The sequence below is a fragment of the Georgenia deserti genome, from assembly GCF_042680605.1.
Lineage (GTDB): Bacteria > Actinomycetota > Actinomycetes > Actinomycetales > Actinomycetaceae > Allobogoriella > Allobogoriella deserti.
This window is the reverse complement of record NZ_JBHUEE010000001.1, coordinates 766824-782781: the sequence shown is the minus strand read 5'-3', so window position 1 is coordinate 782781 and position 15958 is coordinate 766824. Positions and strand designations below refer to the sequence as shown.

Below are 15958 nucleotides of genomic sequence, written 5' to 3'. Positions count from 1 at the left end.
ACACCAACCAAAAAAGCCAGCACGCAGGCATCCCACATGGCATCAAAAAACTTGGCACACTGTTGAGTTCTCAAAAAACAGACACACACCGTGCGAGATCGAGTGGGAACTCGACCCGCCCCGGGGCAACCTCATCAATCTATATCGACCTGCTGACCGCTGTCAATTCGGGTCGAGACCCGATCAACGTTACGGCGATCACGTCGACCTCCCGTTCCCAGGGCGCACGGATGCCGTGTCACTTCCGGGTTCGGGGGCCGCGCGGAACCGGCCACCTTCGCGGTGTCCGTGCCTCCCTGGCGCGACATGTCGATATTAGGAGGGGCGATGAACGGCGGTCAAACCGGGCCGCCATGGCCTGCGTCACACGCCCGTCACCTGCGAGTCGCCGCCCGTTCGGCCTTCGGCGGGCAGATCGCCGCGCGCGCCCGCGCAGTGGCGCGCCGCCGCTCGCCCGCAGCCCGTTCCGCGTCCGCCTTGCCTCCGGGGACCGAGCCCTGGGACTTCACCCCCACAGGTGCTATGTTGACCGCGCGGCGGATTCAGACTTCCATGATATGAAATTGTTGCCTCTCCGGCGAAGGCGCCGGTGACAGGAGTCGCCATGGACAACCTCGCGGTCCTCGCCCTACTCGCCCTACTTCCCATTCTCGTTGTCGGCGTCCTGCTCGTCGGGCTGAGATGGCCGGCGCGACGTGCGATGCCGGTCGGGCTCGCCGTCATCATCGTGATCGCACTGGCCGTCTGGCGGATGTCCATCACCACGATCGCCGCATCGATCGTCCAAGGAGTGCTCATCGCCGTCGGTCTGCTCTGGATCGTCTTCGGTGCGCTCCTGTTGCTGGAGACCATCACCAAGAGCGGGGCCCTGCGCTCCATCCGCGCCGGGTTCACCACCATCAGTGCAGACCGCCGTGTCCAGGTGGTCATCGTGGCCTGGCTCTTCGGATCGTTCATCGAAGGCGCCGCGGGCTTCGGTGCACCTGCGGCCGTGGTGGCTCCGCTCCTCCTGGCGCTCGGCTTCCCGGCGATGGCCGCCGTCATGGCCGGACTGATCATCCAGTCCACGCCGGTCAGCTTCGGCGCCGTCGGCACCCCGATGATCACCGGCATCGGCACCGGACTGGCCGGAAGCGACGGCAGTCTCGTGCCGGCAGCACAGGCGCGGGCGGACGAGCTCGGGCTGGACCACGCGGGTTTCGTCGCCCACACCGCGACGCAGGTGGCCACTATCCATGCGCTCGTCGGAGTGCTCGTCCCGCTGTTCATGGTCACGCTCCTGACCGGGTTCTTCGGGGAGAAGCGCGACTTCCGTGCCGGTCTCCGGCTGGCACCGTTCTGCCTCTACGGCGCGCTCGCGATGATCGTCCCCTACCTTGCTGTGGCGTATCTGCTCGGACCCGAGTTCCCCGCCCTCCTCGGTGGCTTCGTGGGACTGGTCCTGGTCATGTGGACCTCGTCCAAGGGCTTCCTCATGCCCAAGGACACGTGGGACTTCCCCGACCGAGAGCGGTGGAGCGACCGTTGGATGGGGTCGGTGAACCCGGACGTCGAGGTCTCGGCCGCCACCCGGCGCATGTCGCTACCGCTGGCGTGGAGCCCGTACCTCATCGTCGCCGCGCTGCTGCTCATCACCCGCAACATCCCCGCGGTCCAAGAGTTTCTCAGCGCCGACGCCGTGATTCCCGTCGAGAACATCTTCTCCACCGGGATCTCGCAGACCATGGATCTGCTCTACTCCCCGGGCGCCATCTTTCTGACCGCGTGCCTGATCACCTACGTGCTGCACCGGATGAGGCGTGAGCAGATCGCCGCTTCGTGGCGCGTGGCCGGCAAGCAGATCGCGGGCGCGGCGTTCGCCCTGCTCACCGCACTGCCGCTGGTGCGGATATTCATCAACTCCGGTGAGGAGTTCAACGAGGCCGGATTGGCGTCGATGCCCATCACGCTCGCCGAGGCGGTCGCGAACGCCACGGGTCAGGGATGGCCCGTCCTGGCGCCCACCATCGGCGCCCTGGGCGCATTCGTCGCCGGCTCGAACACCGTCTCGAACATGATGTTCTCGCTGTTCCAGTTCTCCACGGGGCAGGGCATCGGAGCCTCGAGCCCGGAGACGGTCGTGGCCCTGCAGGCGGTCGGCGGTGCCGCCGGGAACATGGTGGCCGTGCACAACGTCGTCGCTGCCTCCGCGACCGTCGGCCTGCTGGGCAGAGAAGGCGATCTCATCCGCAAGACCATCATCCCGATGTCGTACTACTGCCTCGCCGCGGGCGCCATCGGCTACCTATGGGTTTTTGGGGTCGGGCTCAATCTCGGCCTGATGGTCTTCCTCGTCGTCGTCCTGGCGCTCGTCCTCGCGGCCGTGCGAGTCACCCGCGGCACCCCGGCGGACAACGCCGAGGTCTCCGTCTGAGGGCATCGACGGGACGGTCTCAGCCGGCGCATCCGCCCGGCCGACCGCACGCACAGCCGTCGCCGCTCCCCCGTGTGCCGTCGGCGCCCCCGCGGGCGGGATCCGGCGCGTCCCGCATGAGCCGCCCGACGCCGGTGTTCCGCAGTGAGGCGTCGAGCACCTCGACCATGTGCGCCGTCTCGATGTGCTTGCCCTGGCGGGACAGCGCGTCGGTGATCTGCAACAGGCAGCCGGGGTTGGACGTCACCAGCAGCTCCGCCCCGGTCGCGCTGACGTTCGCCGCCTTGCGGCTGCCGAGCTGGCGGGCGGGTTCGGGATTGACGAGGTTGTAGACACCGGCGGAGCCGCAGCAGAGGTCCGGCTCGGCGATCTCGGTAACGTTCAGGCCGGGGATGGCGCGCAGGAGCTCGCGGGGCTGGGTTCGCACGCCCTGAGCGTGCGACAGGTGGCAGGCGTCGTGGTAGGCGATCGTCACCGGCAGCGGATGGCGCGGAGCCGCGGGACCGAGCTCGACGAGCACCTCGCTGATGTCGCGGACCTTCTCGGAGAAGGCGCGCGCCCGGTCGGCGTACTCCGGGTCGTCGACGAGCAGGTCGGCGTAGTCCTTCATGGTCGACCCGCACCCGGCCGAGTTGACGACGACCCGCTCGACACCGGCGTCGGAGAAGGCGTCGATCAGCCCGCGGGCGTAGTCCAGCCCCTCCCCCTCGCGGCCGGCGTGGACCGACAGCGCCCCGCAGCAGCCCTGCGCGGGCGGCGTGACGACGTCGCAACCCTCCATGGTGAGCACACGGACCGTCGCGGCGTTCACGCCCGGGTAGAACTCGCGCTGGACGCAGCCCAGCAGCAGCCCGACCGTCATCCGCTTCTCGGTGCGGGCGCGGACCAGCTCGGGGATATGGACCTGACGCTGGACCGGCGGGGCGATGGCCTCCATGGTCGCCAGCGTCGTGGACAGCTTCTCCAGCACGCCCGAGCGCCGGACCAGGCGGCTGAGCCCGGCGCGCTGGTAGAGCGAGAGCGGTCCGCGCAGCAGGCGCAGCCGCTCCGGGTGTGGGAAGAGCGCGAAGATCGCCTCGCGCACGGCGCGGCTCGTCAGGGACCGGTGCTGGGAGCCGCGGCGCTCGACCTGCTGGCGGGTGGCCTCGATGAGCTTGTCGTACTGCACGCCGGACGGGCACGCGCTCACGCAGGCCATGCAGCCGAGGCAGGCGTCGATGTGCTGGACCATGGACGGCGACATGGGCTCGGCCTCGAGCCCTTCCTTCATCAAGTAGATCCGTCCGCGAGGCGAGTCCATCTCTTCGCCCCACAGCACGTACGTCGGGCAGGCCGGCAGGCAGAAACCGCAGTGCACACAGTCGTCGATGAGGTCCGCCGAGGGCGGGTGGTGCGCGTCGAACGCTCCGGTCATCCCGAGCACGTCACCCGGCGCGCCGGCCGGTTCGGTGATCCCCCGCTGCCCTTGCGGCGTGTTCAGGGTGTCGCTCACTCAGATCCCTCCCACGAATCTGCCCGGCGAGAGGTTCCGCCCGGGATCGAGACGCTCCTTGATCCTGCGCATGAGGCCGAGGCCTGCCACCGGCCCCCAGACGTCCAGGGTGTCGCGGAACTCGCGCGGTGCGGCGACGACCGTGACGGTGCCGTCGCGCGGGGTCGAGGCGGCGGAGCGCAGGGTTTCGACGGCGGCCGCTGCCGACGGACCGTCCGGTGCGGTGATCCCGAGGTGGAGGACGCCGGCGGCGCTACCACGCACCGCAATGGCGGCGCCGTGCCGCTGCTCGGCCGCACGGGCGGTGCGCACCAGGTCCGCGACACCGGTGAGGGTCGCCGTCGCCTTGGCGAGCATGTCGCCCCCCGGCATCCGCGCCCACCAGGACGGCAGATCCTCCACCCGCTCGCCCCCGATGAGCGCCGCCGCCTCGGCGGCCCGTGCGGCGACGGCCTCCTCGGTGCCTTCCAGCAGCACGGCAAGGGTGGCGTCGTCACTGCCGGCGGGCCGGTCGATCTCGACGGCGGCGGGCACGAACTGGGCGGCGACCGTCTCACGCGCGAGCCGGGTGAGGTCCTCCAACCGGCCGTGCCGGATGACCACGGCCCGGGCCGGCCGCACCGGATGCAGCCGGAACGCTGCCCGCGCCACGATGCCCAGGGTGCCGAGAGAGCCCGTGACGAGCTTGGCGAGGTCGTAGCCGGCGACGTTCTTGACGACCTTGCCGCCGGAGGCGGCGACGGTGCCGTCCGCCAGGACCAGGGTGGCACCGAGCACGAGGTCGCGCACCGCCAGCCGCTCCAGCCGGCGCGGTCCGGACGGGGCGGTGGCGAGCAGGCCGCCGATCGTCGAGCCGGCCGCGACGCGCTCCGGCGGCGGGTCGGTCAGCAGCTCCTGGTTGGTCCCCGCGACCCGTTCCTGGAGCTCATGCAGTGGCAGGCCGGCCTCGGCGACGGCCACGAGGTCGCCGGCCTCGTGATCGACGAGCCGGTTCACGCCGGTCGTGTCGAGGATCAGGTCGACGCGCTCGGGAGGTGCGCCCCAGTTCAGCGCGGTACCGCCGCCACGCGGCACGGTCACGAGCCCGTGCGCGGTGGCCGTGCGCAGCAACGCGGACATCGCGGGGATGCTCGTCGGACGCGCGACGGCGGTGGCCGGGACACCGTCGACGGTGTCACTCGTCTCGGCTTCCCGAACCTCGCCGGCACCCTCGAGACTGCGTGCCAGCACCGCCAGGTCCGGTGCGGTCGCAGGCGGCGCACCATCGGCATGGAACGGACCCATCAGAACACCTCCGCCACGCCGGCCTCCTGGAGCGGGTGCGCGCCCTGGCGGCGACCGGGACGCTCACCGCACAGGCGCGGTGTCGGGAAGACCTTCCCCGGGTTGGACACGGAGTCCGGGTCGAACGCGCAACGGACCGCCTGCATGGTGTCGAGGTCGTCCTGGCTGAACATGGCCGGCATGTACTTCGCCTTGTCGGAGCCGACGCCGTGCTCCCCGGTGATGGAGCCGCCGCCCGCGATGCACAGTTCGAGGATGCCCCCCGCGACGTCCTCGGCGCGTTCGGCGGCGCCCTCCTCGGCGTCGTCGAAGAGCACCAGCGGGTGCAGGTTGCCGTCGCCGGCGTGGAACACGTTCGCCACCCGCACCCCGCGCTGCTCACTCAGCTCGGCGATCTGCTGCAGGACCTGGGACAGCGCCGTACGCGGAATGACTCCGTCCTGGACGATGTAGTCGGGGCTGATGCGGCCGACGGCGGCGAAGGCCGATTTGCGGCCCTTCCAGATCAGGGCTCGTTCGGCGTCGTCCGCCGCGACCCGGACCTCGAAGGCGCCGGCCGCCTCGCAGTGCCGGACCACGGCGTCGAACTCGTCGGCGACGTCCGCCGCATGACCGTCGAGCTCGACGACGAGGACGGCGCCCGCGCCGTCGGGGTACCCGCAGTGCACCGCTTCCTCGGCGGCCTCGATGGCGAGCGCGTCCATCATCTCGATGGCGGCCGGCACAACGCCGGCCGAGATGATCGCGGACGTCGCTGCTCCTGCCTCGTCCACGGTCCGGAAGCCGGCGAGGATCGTGCGGACTTCCTGGGGAAGCCTGGTGAGCCGGACGGTGACGGAGGTGACGATGCCGAGCGTGCCTTCGGAGCCGACGAGCGCACCGAGCAGGTCGTATCCGGGCGGGTCGGGTGCCTTGCCGCCGAGCTCGACGAGCTCTCCACCGGGCGTGACGAGGTCGACCCCGGTGACGTGGTTCGTGGTGAACCCGTACTTCAGGCAGTGTGCGCCGCCGGAGTTCTCGGCGACGTTCCCGCCGATCGAGCAGACGGTCTGGCTGGAGGGGTCCGGGGCGAAGTAGTAACCGTCCTCGCTGGTGGCGCCGGTGAGCTGCAGGTTGATGACACCTGGCTCGACGACGGCGCGATGGTTGGCTGTGTCGAGCTGCCGGATCGCCCGCATCTGGGACATGACGATGAGGACGCCGTCCGCGTGCGGGAGGGCGCCCCCGGACAGTCCGGTTCCCGAGCCGCGGGCGACGAACGGCACCCGGTGCCGGGCGCAGGCGCGCACCGCCGTGACGACGTCGTCGACATCGTGGGCGAGGACCACGAGTCCGGGTACGACCTTGTACTGGGCCAGGCCGTCGCACTCGTAGGTCCGCAGGCGCTGCCGGTCGGTGATGACGCGTTCGTCACCGAGCTCGCTGCGGATCTCGGCGGTGACGCGGGTCAACGCTGACATGCCAACCCCTCTGTTCGATCCGCGGACGGACCGGTCCACCGGCAACGGCTCAGTCCATCCGTTCGTACGCCGGCAGGGTCAGGAAGTCGGCGTACTCGTCGGCGACCGCGACCTCGAGGAAGGTCTGCTTTGCCTCCTCGTAGTCTGCCGGGTCTCCGGGCAGCTTGGCGATCTCCTCCTCGACCACCCGGTCGACGAGCTCACGGGTGACCGTGGCACCGGTGTCGGCGAGCGTGACGTCGTTGTGCAGCCACTGCCACACCTGGCTCCGGGAGATCTCGGCGGTCGCGGCGTCCTCCATGAGGTTGAAGATGCCGACGGCCCCGAGTCCGCCCAGCCAGGCCTGCAGGTACTGGATGCCGACCGAGACGTTGTTGCGCAGCCCGGCCTCGGTGCACTCGCCCGGCGTCGAGGCGACGTCGAGCAGGTCCGCGGCGCTGACCTGGACGTCCTCGCGGGTACGGTCGAGCTGATTCGGCCGGTCGCCGAGGACGGAGGTGAAGACCTCCTTGCACAGCTCGACCATGCCCGGGTGCGCGACCCAGGACCCGTCGAAGCCGTCGTTCGCCTCGCGGGTCTTGTCGGCCCGGACCTTCTCGAAGGCCGCCTGGTTGACCTCCTCGTCCTTGCTCGGGATGAAGGCCGCCATCCCACCGATGGCGTGGGCACCACGCTTGTGGCAGGTCCGCACCAGCAGCTCGGTGTAGGCGCGCATGAACGGCACCGTCATGGTGACCGCGTTGCGGTCCGGGAGCAGGAAGTCCGTGCCGCGCGTCCGGAACGACTTGATCACCGAGAACATGTAGTCCCATCGACCGGCGTTCAGGCCCGAGGAGTGCTCGCGCAGTTCGTAGAGGATCTCCTCCATCTCGAACGCTGCCGGGTAGGTCTCGATGAGCACGGTGGCCCGGATCGTGCCCCGAGGGATGCCGAGGAAGTCCTGCGCGATGACGAAGGCGTCGTTCCACAGCCGGGCCTCGAGGTGGGATTCCATCTTCGGCAGGTAGAAGTACGGGCCGAGCCCCTTCTCGATCTGCCGGAGCCCGGCGGTGGCGACGTAGAGAGCGAAGTCCACGAGCGACCCCGACGTCTCACGGCCGTCGACCTGGATGTGCTTCTCGGGCAGGTGCCAGCCGCGGGGGCGGACGATGATGGTGGCGAGCTCGTCGTCGGGCTTCAACGCATACGTCTTGCCGTTCTCAGCGGTGAAGTCGATGGTGCGGTTGATGGCGTCGAGGAGATTGAGCTGACCCTCGACGACGGCGTCCCACCGGGGCGTGTTGGCGTCCTCGTGGTCCGCCAGCCACGCTTTGGCGCCCGAGTTGAGCGCGTTGATCGTCATCTTCCGGTCGGTGGGGCCGGTGATCTCGACGCGGCGGTCCTCCAGGCCGGGGGCCGGGGGTGCCACACGCCAGCTGTCGTCGGTGCGGATGCGCTCCGTTTCCGGCAAGAAGTCGAGGGTGCCACCCTGCGCCAGCTCGGCCACCCGGCGCTCGCGCGCCTCGAGCAGCTCACGACGCCGCGCATCGAGCTGCCGGTGCAAGGTGGCGATGAGCTCCAGCGCCCGAGGGGTGAGCACCTCGTCGTAACGCTCGCCCATGGGGCCGGTGATGGTCAGGCCGTCCGGAGTTGCCACGTCGACGCTCCAATTTCGTATCACGGAATCGAGTATTTTCCTGGTGAAAACAGTACGGGAGCTGTCAGGGCCGGTCAACGCGGCGGAGGTACAGCGTCGACAGGAGGGCGACGGGAGCGCGACAGGAGGTCGGGAACGAGCAAGGCCACCCGGCACGAGCCCCGTTCCTCGGGGAGCCCGTCTCGTGACGGAGGCCTTGTCCGATGCGGCAGGCCTCAGAGATCGGCAGCGATCCGTGCGCCGAGCCGTTCCAGCAGCGGACCGGCGTCCGCGATGCACCGCTCGACATCGGCCTCGACGTCGGTCAGGGCGTGCACCGCTCGCAGGCCCGCCTGTCGGGCACGGTCCGGGGACAAGGTGGTACGCCCGCACACCGCGACCGTCGGGGAGCCGTGGGCGGCCGCGGCGCGCGCGACGCCGACCGGGGCCTTGCCGTGCAGCGACTGCTCGTCGAGGCTTCCTTCGCCGGTCACGACGAGATCGGCTCCGGCGACCCGCTCACCGAATCGGGCGAGCTCGAGGACGACCTCGACGCCGGGCCGGAAACCGGCGCCCAGGAGCAGACAGCCGAACCCCACGCCCCCGGCGGCCCCGGCACCGGGGGCGGCGGCGACCTCCCTGGCGTCCGGCCGGGCCTGCGCCAGGACGTCGACCCAGGTCGCCAGGCCGGCCTCCAGATCTGCCACGGCCGCGGCCCCGGCTCCCTTCTGTGGTCCGTAGACCGCCGCTGCACCGTCCGGGCCGAGCAGCGGGTTGTCGACGTCGCCGGCCAGGACCAGGCGAGCCCGGTCGAGCCGGGGATGCAGTCCGGTGAGGTCCACGGCGGTGAGCTTCCGCAGCGCGTCTCCCCCGTCCGGGAGGCCGTCCCGGGTCCCGCTGAGCCGGGCACCGAGCGCGGCGAGCATGCCGGCGCCGCCGTCCGTGCTCGCCGAGCCACCGATGCCGACGACGATGGTCGTGGCCCCACGGTCGAGGGCGTGGCCGATGACTTCACCGAGGCCGCGCGACGTGGCGCGGCGTGCGGTGCCCTCGTCCGGCGTCACCATCTGCAGGCCGGTCACCGCCGCCATCTCGACGACGGCAAAGTCCTCGTTCGCCGCATAGCGGGTGCGGACCGGCTGCCCCAGCGGTCCGGTAGCCGTGAGGAGGACCTCCTCCATCCCGGCGGCGAGGGCGGCCTCGACGGTGCCCTCCCCGCCATCCGCGACCGGCAACTCGTCGGTCGTGAGGTCCGGCCTGGCACGCCGCAGACCGGCCGCGAGGTGGGCGGCCACCGCGGACGCGGTCAGCGACCCTTTGAACTTGTCCGGGGCGAGGAGGATTCTCATCGGAGGGTCAGCCCGCCGACCCCACGGCGGCCCCGGCGGCAGAATCCGAGTCCAGCGGATACAGGCCCGCGCCGGAGGTCCCGGCTCCGCCACCGGATCCCTCCTCACGCTGGGATTCCGACCGCACGGCCTCGGCCACGGCCTCGGCGACGCGCGTGTCGAACACGCCCGGGATGACGAACGCGGGGTTGAGTTCGTCCTCCGAGACGACCTCGGCGATCGCGACAGCCGCGACACGGAGCAGTTCGTCGGAGATCTGCGTCGCTCCGACGTCGAGGAGACCACGGAAGAGTCCGGGGAAGGCGAGGACGTTGTTGATCTGGTTCGGGTAGTCGCTGCGACCGGTCGCGACGACGGCGGCGCTCTCACCGGCGGCGATGGGATCGACCTCCGGTGTGGGGTTGGCGAGCGCGAAGACGATCGCGCCGTCGTTCATGGTGGCGACGTCCCCACCGGTCAGGATGTTCCCTGCCGAGACACCGATGAACACGTCGGCGCCACGCAGGCCCTCCTGCAGCGAGCCGGTGAAGCCCTCCGGATTGGTGTGGTCGATGATCCAGTCCCGCGTGGCGTCGCCGTTCCGCACGCCCTCGTGCAGGGCCCCCTTGCGGTCGAAGCCGATGATCTGGCGTGCCCCCTGCGCGCGCAGCAGCCGGATGATCGCGGATCCGGCGGCACCGACTCCGGAGATGACGATGCGCACGTCCTCGACCGACTTGCCGACCACCTTCAGGGCGTTGACCAGGGCAGCGAGCACCACGATCGCGGTGCCGTGCTGGTCGTCGTGGAAGACGGGGATGTCGAGCTCCTCGCGCAGCCGCGCCTCGATCTCGAAGCACCGTGGTGCGGAGATGTCCTCGAGGTTGACACCGCCGTAGCCGGGCGCGAGCGCTTTGACGATGCTGATGATCTCCTCGGTGTCCTTGGTGTCCAGGCACACCGGCCACGCGTCCACGCCGGCGAACTGCTTGAACAGGGCCGCCTTGCCCTCCATGACCGGCAGTGCGGCCGCCGGACCGATGTCGCCCAACCCGAGGACGGCCGTCCCGTCGGTGACCACGGCGACCGTGTTGCGCTTGATGGTCAGCCGGCGCGCGTCCTCCGGCTTGTCCGCGATCGCCAGGCACACCCGGGCCACACCCGGGGTGTAGGCACGGGAGAGGTCGCGGCGGGTCTTGAGCGGGACCTTCGGGTTCACCTCGAGCTTGCCGCCGAGATGCATGAGGAAGGTCGAGTCCGACATCTTCAGGACACGGACGCCGTCGAGGGAGTCGATCGCCTCGCGGACCTGCTCGCCGTGCTCGGCGTCGACCGTGTCGCACGTGACGTCGACGGTCAGGGACGTCGTCGAGGAGTGCACGATGTCCACGCCCATGACGGCGCCGCCGGCCTCGGCGACCGCGTGCACGAGCGTGCTGGTCGCCCGTTGCGAGGCGGGGACCTCGACGCGCAGGGTGATCGTGTAGCTCGGGCTGGGAAGACCCTGGCGGGCTCGGGCGGAGGTGGCACCCATCGCGGGACGTCCTTTCGTGGTTCGTGGAGCGACGGGCCGTCGAACACCGATCCGCGCCCGGCACTTTCGATATATGGAATACTACTTCCAGTTCCGGGGTCGGAGTCCAGGGAGGCGTGCCGTGGCGGAGTCAGGCGTGCAGTCCGTCGACCGCGCGATCGACCTGCTGGAGATTCTCACCGATCGCGGCGGTGACGCCGGACTGAGTGAGCTCGCCGCCACTTCCGGCCTGCCGCTGCCGACCATCCACCGACTCATGCGTACCCTCGTCGCCCGCGGGTACGCCCGTCAGCTCCCGTCCCGGCGCTACACCCTGGGACCGCGGGTGGTGCGCCTCGGTGAGGCCGCCGGGCGTCAGCTCGGTGCCGGCACCGGCCCCCATCTCGAGCGGATCGCCCGGGAACTCGGTGAGACCGCCAACCTGGCGATGCTCGACCGCGAGATGGCCGTCTACATCGCCCAGGCCGCCTCCACGCACTCGATGCGCATGTTCACCGAGGTCGGCCGCCGCGTCCACTGTCATTGCACGGGCGTGGGCAAGATGATCCTCGCCCAGCTGCCGGACGAGGAGGTCTCCGCCGTCGCCGCGCACACCGGACTGCCTCCCGAGACCGACCGGTCGATCACCGACCAGACCGCACTGCTGGCGGAGCTGGCCGCCATCCGCGAGCGCGGGTACGCCGTCGACGACGGTGAGCAGGAGATCGGCGTGCGGTGCTTCGCTGTGGCTGTGCCGGGCGCCCCGACGCCGACGGCCCTGTCCGTCTCCGGCCCGGCGGCACGCGTGACCTTCGACTTCGCCGAGCAAGCCGTGCCGGTGCTGCACGAGGTGGCGGCCGAGGTGGGGCGGCACATCGGAGGCCAGGAGGACTGACCGCGCCACGGCGGTCGCACCTGCCGACGTGCCGGGTCTCAGCCCTCGACGCGGGAGAAGATGATCTCGCGGACCTTGCCGGCGTCGGCCTGGCCGCGGGTGGCCTTCATGACCGCCCCGACGAGCGCACCGGCCGCCTGCACCTTGCCACCGCGGATCTTCTCGACGACGTCCGGGTTCGCCGCGATCGCCTCGTCCACCGCTGCCTCGAGGGCGCCGTCGTCCGAGACGATCTCCAGCCCGCGGGCGGTGACGACCTCTTCCGGGCTCCCCTCGCCCGCGAGCACTCCGGCAAGCGCCTGGCGCGCGAGCTTGTCGTTGAGCCGGCCGTCGTCGACCAGGGACTGCAGCTCGGCGATATGCTCCGGCCGGACGGGCAGGTCCTCGAGGGCGACACCGTCGGACTTGGCCGTGCGGGCCAGCTCGCCCATCCACCACTTCCGTGCGGCGGCGGGCGTGGCGCCCGCAGCGACGGTCGCCTCGACCAGCTCAGTGGCCCCGGCGTTGACCAGGTCGCGCATCTCCGCGTCGGACAGCTCCCACTCCGCCTGGAGACGGCGACGCCGCACCGACGGCAGCTCCGGAAGTCCGGCCCGGATCTGCTCGACCCACTCCCGGGACGGAGCGAGCGGAACAAGATCAGGCTCGGGAAAGTACCGGTAGTCCTCGGCGTCGGACTTCACCCGGCCGGGCGAGGTCACACCCGTGTCCTCGTGCCAGTGTCGGGTCTCCTGAGTGATGGACCCGCCGGCGTCGAGCACCCCGGCCTGCCGGGAGATCTCGTGCCGGACCGCCCGCTCGATGGAACGGAACGAGTTGACGTTCTTCGTCTCCGTCCGGGTACCGAACGCCGCATCCGCCGAGTCCCGGAGCGAGACGTTGACGTCGGCCCGAACGTTGCCGCGTTCCATGCGGGCCTCGGACACGCCGAGTGAGCGGAAGATGTCCCGCAACGCCGAGACGTAGGCACGAGCCACCTCCGGGGCCCGCTCCCTCGCACCGACGATCGGCTTGGTCACGATCTCCACCAGTGGGATGCCGGCGCGGTTGTAGTCGACGAGTGAGTACTCGGCGCCGTGAATGCGCCCGGAACCGCCGACGTGGGTGTTCTTGCCGGCGTCCTCCTCCATGTGGGCGCGCTCGATCTCCACGCGGAAGATCTCCCCGTCCTCGAGCTCGACGTCGAGGTGGCCGTCGAAGGCGATCGGCTCGTCGTACTGCGAGGTCTGGAAGTTCTTCGGCACGTCCGGGTAGAAGTAGTTCTTCCGGGCGAAGCGGCAAGTCTCGGCGATCTCGCAGTTGAGGGCGAGCCCGATGCGGATCGCGTACTCGACCGCGGCCGCGTTGACCACCGGCAGGGCTCCGGGCAGCCCGAGCGAGACCGGGGTGACGGCGGTGTTGGGCTCCGCGCCGAAGGTCTGCGGGGCACCGTCGAACATCTTCGAGGCGGTGCCCAGCTCCACGTGCACCTCGATGCCGAGCACCGGGTCGTAGCGGCGCACCGCGTCCTCGTAGTCCTGCACGCTCGGTGACGTCACGTCGTGCGGCTGGCTCATGCCTTGACCTCCAGATCGGGGGCGCGGTCCAGGATCGGGCCACCCCGTTCGTCGGTCAGCAGCCGCTCGAGCACCCCGCCCACCCGGTACAGCCGGGCGTCCTCACGAGCGGGAGCCAGCACCTGGAAGCCCACCGGCAGGCCGTCGTCGCTCAGGCCGGAGGGCAGCGACAGGCCGGGCACGCCGGCGAGGTTGGCCGGGATCGTCGCGACGTCGTTGAGGTACATCGCGAGGGGGTCGTCGACCTTCTCGCCGAAGCGGAATGCCGTGGTCGGCGCCGTGGGCGAGACCAGCACGTCCGCCTGCTCGAACGCGGCGGCGAAGTCGCGCTGGATGAGTGTGCGCACCTTCTGTGCGGATCCGTAGTAGGCGTCGTAGTAGCCGGCGGACAGGGCGTGTGTGCCGAGGATGATCCGGCGCTTGACCTCGTCCCCGAAGCCGGCGCCGCGCGTGGCGGCCATCACCGTCTCAGCGGTGACGGGCCCCTCCTCGGGCTCGACACGCAGGCCGAAACGCATGCCGTCGAACTTCGCAAGGTTCGAGGAGGCCTCCGCGGGAAGGATGAGGTAGTAAGCCGCCAGGGCGTAGTCGAAGCTCGGGCAGGACACCTCGACGACGTCGGCACCGGCGCCACGGAGCAGGTCGACGGCGTGGTCGAAGCTGGCGCGCACTCCGGGCTGGTAGCCCTCGCCGCCGAGCTCGCGGACCACGCCGATGCGCATACCGGCGAGGTCTCCGGCCCGGGCCGCGTCCACCAGGCCGCCGGCCGGGTCGGTCAGCGAGGTCGAGTCCAGCGGGTCGTGCACGCCGATGACCTCGTGGAGCAGCGCGGAGTCCAGCACCGTCCGACTGACCGGGCCGGCCTGGTCGAGCGAGGAGGCCAGCGCGATGAGGCCGTACCGAGACACACCGCCGTAGGTCGGCTTGACGCCGACCGTGCCGGTGACGGCGGCAGGCTGGCGGATCGAGCCACCGGTATCCGTCCCGATCGCCAGCGGCGCCAGATGAGCGGCGACGGCCGCGGCAGATCCGCCGCCGGAACCGCCGGGGATGCGCTCGAGGTCCCACGGGTTCCGGGTAGGGCCGTACGCGGAATGCTCGGTGCTTGACCCCATGGCGAACTCGTCGAGGTTCGTCTTGCCGAGGATCGGCATGCCGGAGGCACGCAGGTGACGCACCAGTGTCGCGTCATAGGGCGGGATCCACCCCTCGAGGATCTTCGAGCCGGCGGTGGTGACCTGGCCCTTGGTGACCACGACGTCCTTGACCGCGATCGGGACGCCGGCGAGCTCGTGCAGGTCCTCGCCGGCGGCGCGGCGGGCGTCGACGTCGGCCGCGGTGGCCAGCGCCTCCTCGGCGTTGACGTGGAGGTAAGCGTGGACCGCGGGGTCGACCTCTGCCGTGCGGTCCAGGTGCGCCTGGGTGACCTCGACGGAGGAGGTCTCGCCGCGGCGGAGCAGGTCCGCCAGGTCGGCGGCGCTGCGGTGGGTCAGGCTCGTCTCGGCCATTCTCAGGCGTCCTCCCCCAGGATCTGCGGCACTGCGAACATCCCGTCCTCGGCCTGCGGGGCGGAGGCCATGACCTCGTGCACGTCGAGCGTCTCGGTCACCTCGTCGGGGCGCATCACGTTGGCCAGCGGCAGCGGGTGCGAGGTGGCCGGCACGTCCGGCGTGGCAACCTCGCCGACCCGCGCGACCGCGTTCGCGATGACGTCGAGCTCGCCGGCGAGGCGCTCGATCTCGTCCTGGTTCAGGGCGATCCGGGCGAGTGCCGCGACGCGCGCGACCTCATCGGAGGAGATGGTGGACATGCTGGCGATTCTAGGGCTTGTCGGTCCGGGCCCGGTTCGCTGCGTCCGTCACCGCGACGAACGCTCGATGAGGTCGAGCAGTGCGGCGCCGTAGGCGTCCGCGGCGCCGGGTGCGGTGTGCGCGACCTCCTCCTCGCCACCGTCGGCGGGGAAAGTGGCCCGGACCCGGAACATCCCGTCCTCGCGCTCCAAGCCCCGGAACGTGGCGCCGAGGAGTTCACGGAGCTGGTCCTCACGGGGCAGCCACACGGTGTCCTCGAGCGTGACCGAGTCGAGCGCCCACTCCGTGGTGCCGTTGAAGCCGAGGATGGTTCCCGTGGGAAACTCGTGGGCCTCGACGGTCAGTTCGGAGACGGTGAAGACCTCCCCGGACAGCTCCGGCTGGTCGATGGTGAAGCGGTCACCGGAGGCGGGGCGCCATCGCAGTCCGGCACGGGCGAGGGTGCGGGCCAACTCGAGGGAGATCATCACCTCCAGTATCGACGATCGCACGCACGCCCTGCACGGCAAGCGTGCGACGGCCGGCCGCGGCGGCGACCACCTCTCACCCACGCCGCTCCGACGCCGGTTGCTCACCACCCAGGGCCTGCAT

Annotated in this window: 12 protein-coding genes; 2 read left to right on the top strand and 10 right to left on the bottom strand. The window is 70.7% G+C overall.

What is annotated here, in order from left to right:
- Positions 1 to 604: 604 nt before the first annotated feature.
- Positions 605 to 2413 (top strand): L-lactate permease, encoded by a 1809-nt coding sequence (locus ACFSE6_RS03680; RefSeq protein WP_388002336.1) that lies wholly within the window; start codon positions 605 to 607, stop codon positions 2411 to 2413.
- A gap of 19 nt (positions 2414 to 2432) precedes the next feature.
- On the opposite strand, the gene ACFSE6_RS03675 is transcribed toward ACFSE6_RS03680, so the two are convergent.
- The 6 genes from ACFSE6_RS03675 to ACFSE6_RS03650 all read right to left on the bottom strand — a co-directional run bounded on the left by ACFSE6_RS03675 (position 2433) and on the right by ACFSE6_RS03650 (position 11126).
- Positions 2433 to 3827 (bottom strand): (Fe-S)-binding protein, encoded by a 1395-nt coding sequence (locus tag ACFSE6_RS03675; RefSeq protein WP_465254114.1) that lies wholly within the window; start codon positions 3825 to 3827, stop codon positions 2433 to 2435.
- A gap of 78 nt (positions 3828 to 3905) precedes the next feature.
- Complete coding sequence (locus tag ACFSE6_RS03670; protein WP_388002334.1) at positions 3906 to 5189, bottom strand: FAD-binding oxidoreductase; 1284 nt, start codon at positions 5187 to 5189, stop codon at positions 3906 to 3908.
- A complete protein-coding gene (locus tag ACFSE6_RS03665; RefSeq protein WP_388002333.1) occupies positions 5189 to 6649 on the bottom strand; it encodes an FAD-linked oxidase C-terminal domain-containing protein in 1461 nt (486 codons plus the stop codon). The genes ACFSE6_RS03670 and ACFSE6_RS03665 overlap by 1 nt, the downstream gene beginning before the upstream one ends.
- Before the next feature lie 49 nt (positions 6650 to 6698).
- Complete coding sequence (aceB, locus tag ACFSE6_RS03660; RefSeq protein WP_465254113.1) at positions 6699 to 8249, bottom strand: malate synthase A; 1551 nt, start codon at positions 8247 to 8249, stop codon at positions 6699 to 6701.
- 251 nt (positions 8250 to 8500) lie between these two features.
- Positions 8501 to 9613, bottom strand: a complete 1113-nt coding sequence (locus ACFSE6_RS03655) for a glycerate kinase (protein ID WP_388002331.1) — start codon at positions 9611 to 9613, stop codon at positions 8501 to 8503.
- 7 nt (positions 9614 to 9620) lie between these two features.
- Entirely contained in the window at positions 9621 to 11126 is a 1506-nt protein-coding gene (locus ACFSE6_RS03650; RefSeq protein WP_388002330.1) for an NAD-dependent malic enzyme, read from the bottom strand.
- A gap of 73 nt (positions 11127 to 11199) precedes the next feature.
- On the opposite strand from ACFSE6_RS03650, the gene ACFSE6_RS03645 reads away from it, so the two are divergent.
- A complete protein-coding gene (locus ACFSE6_RS03645; RefSeq protein ID WP_388002329.1) occupies positions 11200 to 12000 on the top strand; it encodes an IclR family transcriptional regulator in 801 nt (266 codons plus the stop codon).
- Positions 12001 to 12038: 38 nt separating this feature from the next.
- Here ACFSE6_RS03645 and gatB read toward each other — a convergent pair whose 3' ends face one another.
- From gatB to ACFSE6_RS03625, 4 genes are read right to left on the bottom strand one after another with little or no spacing between them, the layout of a single operon-like run.
- On the bottom strand, positions 12039 to 13556 hold the full coding sequence (gene gatB / locus ACFSE6_RS03640) for an Asp-tRNA(Asn)/Glu-tRNA(Gln) amidotransferase subunit GatB (protein ID WP_388002328.1): 1518 nt from the start codon (positions 13554 to 13556) through the stop codon (positions 12039 to 12041).
- The gene (gatA, locus tag ACFSE6_RS03635) at positions 13553 to 15064 is read right to left on the bottom strand and encodes an Asp-tRNA(Asn)/Glu-tRNA(Gln) amidotransferase subunit GatA (RefSeq protein WP_388002327.1); all 1512 of its coding nucleotides are present in this window, start codon (positions 15062 to 15064) and stop codon (positions 13553 to 13555) included. Before gatA ends, gatB begins: the two co-directional genes overlap by 4 nt.
- A 2-nt stretch (positions 15065 to 15066) precedes the next feature.
- Positions 15067 to 15366 carry an Asp-tRNA(Asn)/Glu-tRNA(Gln) amidotransferase subunit GatC gene (gene gatC, locus ACFSE6_RS03630; RefSeq protein ID WP_388002326.1) on the bottom strand — a complete coding sequence of 100 codons (300 nt, stop codon included), beginning with the start codon at positions 15364 to 15366 and terminating at the stop codon, positions 15067 to 15069.
- Positions 15367 to 15414: 48 nt separating this feature from the next.
- The gene (locus ACFSE6_RS03625; RefSeq protein WP_388002325.1) at positions 15415 to 15834 is read right to left on the bottom strand and encodes a pilus assembly protein CpaE; all 420 of its coding nucleotides are present in this window, start codon (positions 15832 to 15834) and stop codon (positions 15415 to 15417) included.
- Positions 15835 to 15958 lie beyond the last annotated feature (124 nt).

Coding starts and splice junctions, on each gene's coding strand:
- ACFSE6_RS03680 (WP_388002336.1), top strand. CDS start 605: ATGGACAACCTCGCGGTCCTCGCCCTACTCGCCCTACTTCCCATTCTC.
- ACFSE6_RS03675 (WP_465254114.1), bottom strand. CDS start 3,827: ATGACCGGAGCGTTCGACGCGCACCACCCGCCCTCGGCGGACCTCATC.
- ACFSE6_RS03670 (WP_388002334.1), bottom strand. CDS start 5,189: ATGGGTCCGTTCCATGCCGATGGTGCGCCGCCTGCGACCGCACCGGAC.
- ACFSE6_RS03665 (WP_388002333.1), bottom strand. CDS start 6,649: ATGTCAGCGTTGACCCGCGTCACCGCCGAGATCCGCAGCGAGCTCGGT.
- aceB (WP_465254113.1), bottom strand. CDS start 8,249: ATGGGCGAGCGTTACGACGAGGTGCTCACCCCTCGGGCGCTGGAGCTC.
- ACFSE6_RS03655 (WP_388002331.1), bottom strand. CDS start 9,613: ATGAGAATCCTCCTCGCCCCGGACAAGTTCAAAGGGTCGCTGACCGCG.
- ACFSE6_RS03650 (WP_388002330.1), bottom strand. CDS start 11,126: ATGGGTGCCACCTCCGCCCGAGCCCGCCAGGGTCTTCCCAGCCCGAGC.
- ACFSE6_RS03645 (WP_388002329.1), top strand. CDS start 11,200: ATGGAATACTACTTCCAGTTCCGGGGTCGGAGTCCAGGGAGGCGTGCC.
- gatB (WP_388002328.1), bottom strand. CDS start 13,556: ATGAGCCAGCCGCACGACGTGACGTCACCGAGCGTGCAGGACTACGAG.
- gatA (WP_388002327.1), bottom strand. CDS start 15,064: ATGGCCGAGACGAGCCTGACCCACCGCAGCGCCGCCGACCTGGCGGAC.
- gatC (WP_388002326.1), bottom strand. CDS start 15,366: ATGTCCACCATCTCCTCCGATGAGGTCGCGCGCGTCGCGGCACTCGCC.
- ACFSE6_RS03625 (WP_388002325.1), bottom strand. CDS start 15,834: ATGATCTCCCTCGAGTTGGCCCGCACCCTCGCCCGTGCCGGACTGCGA.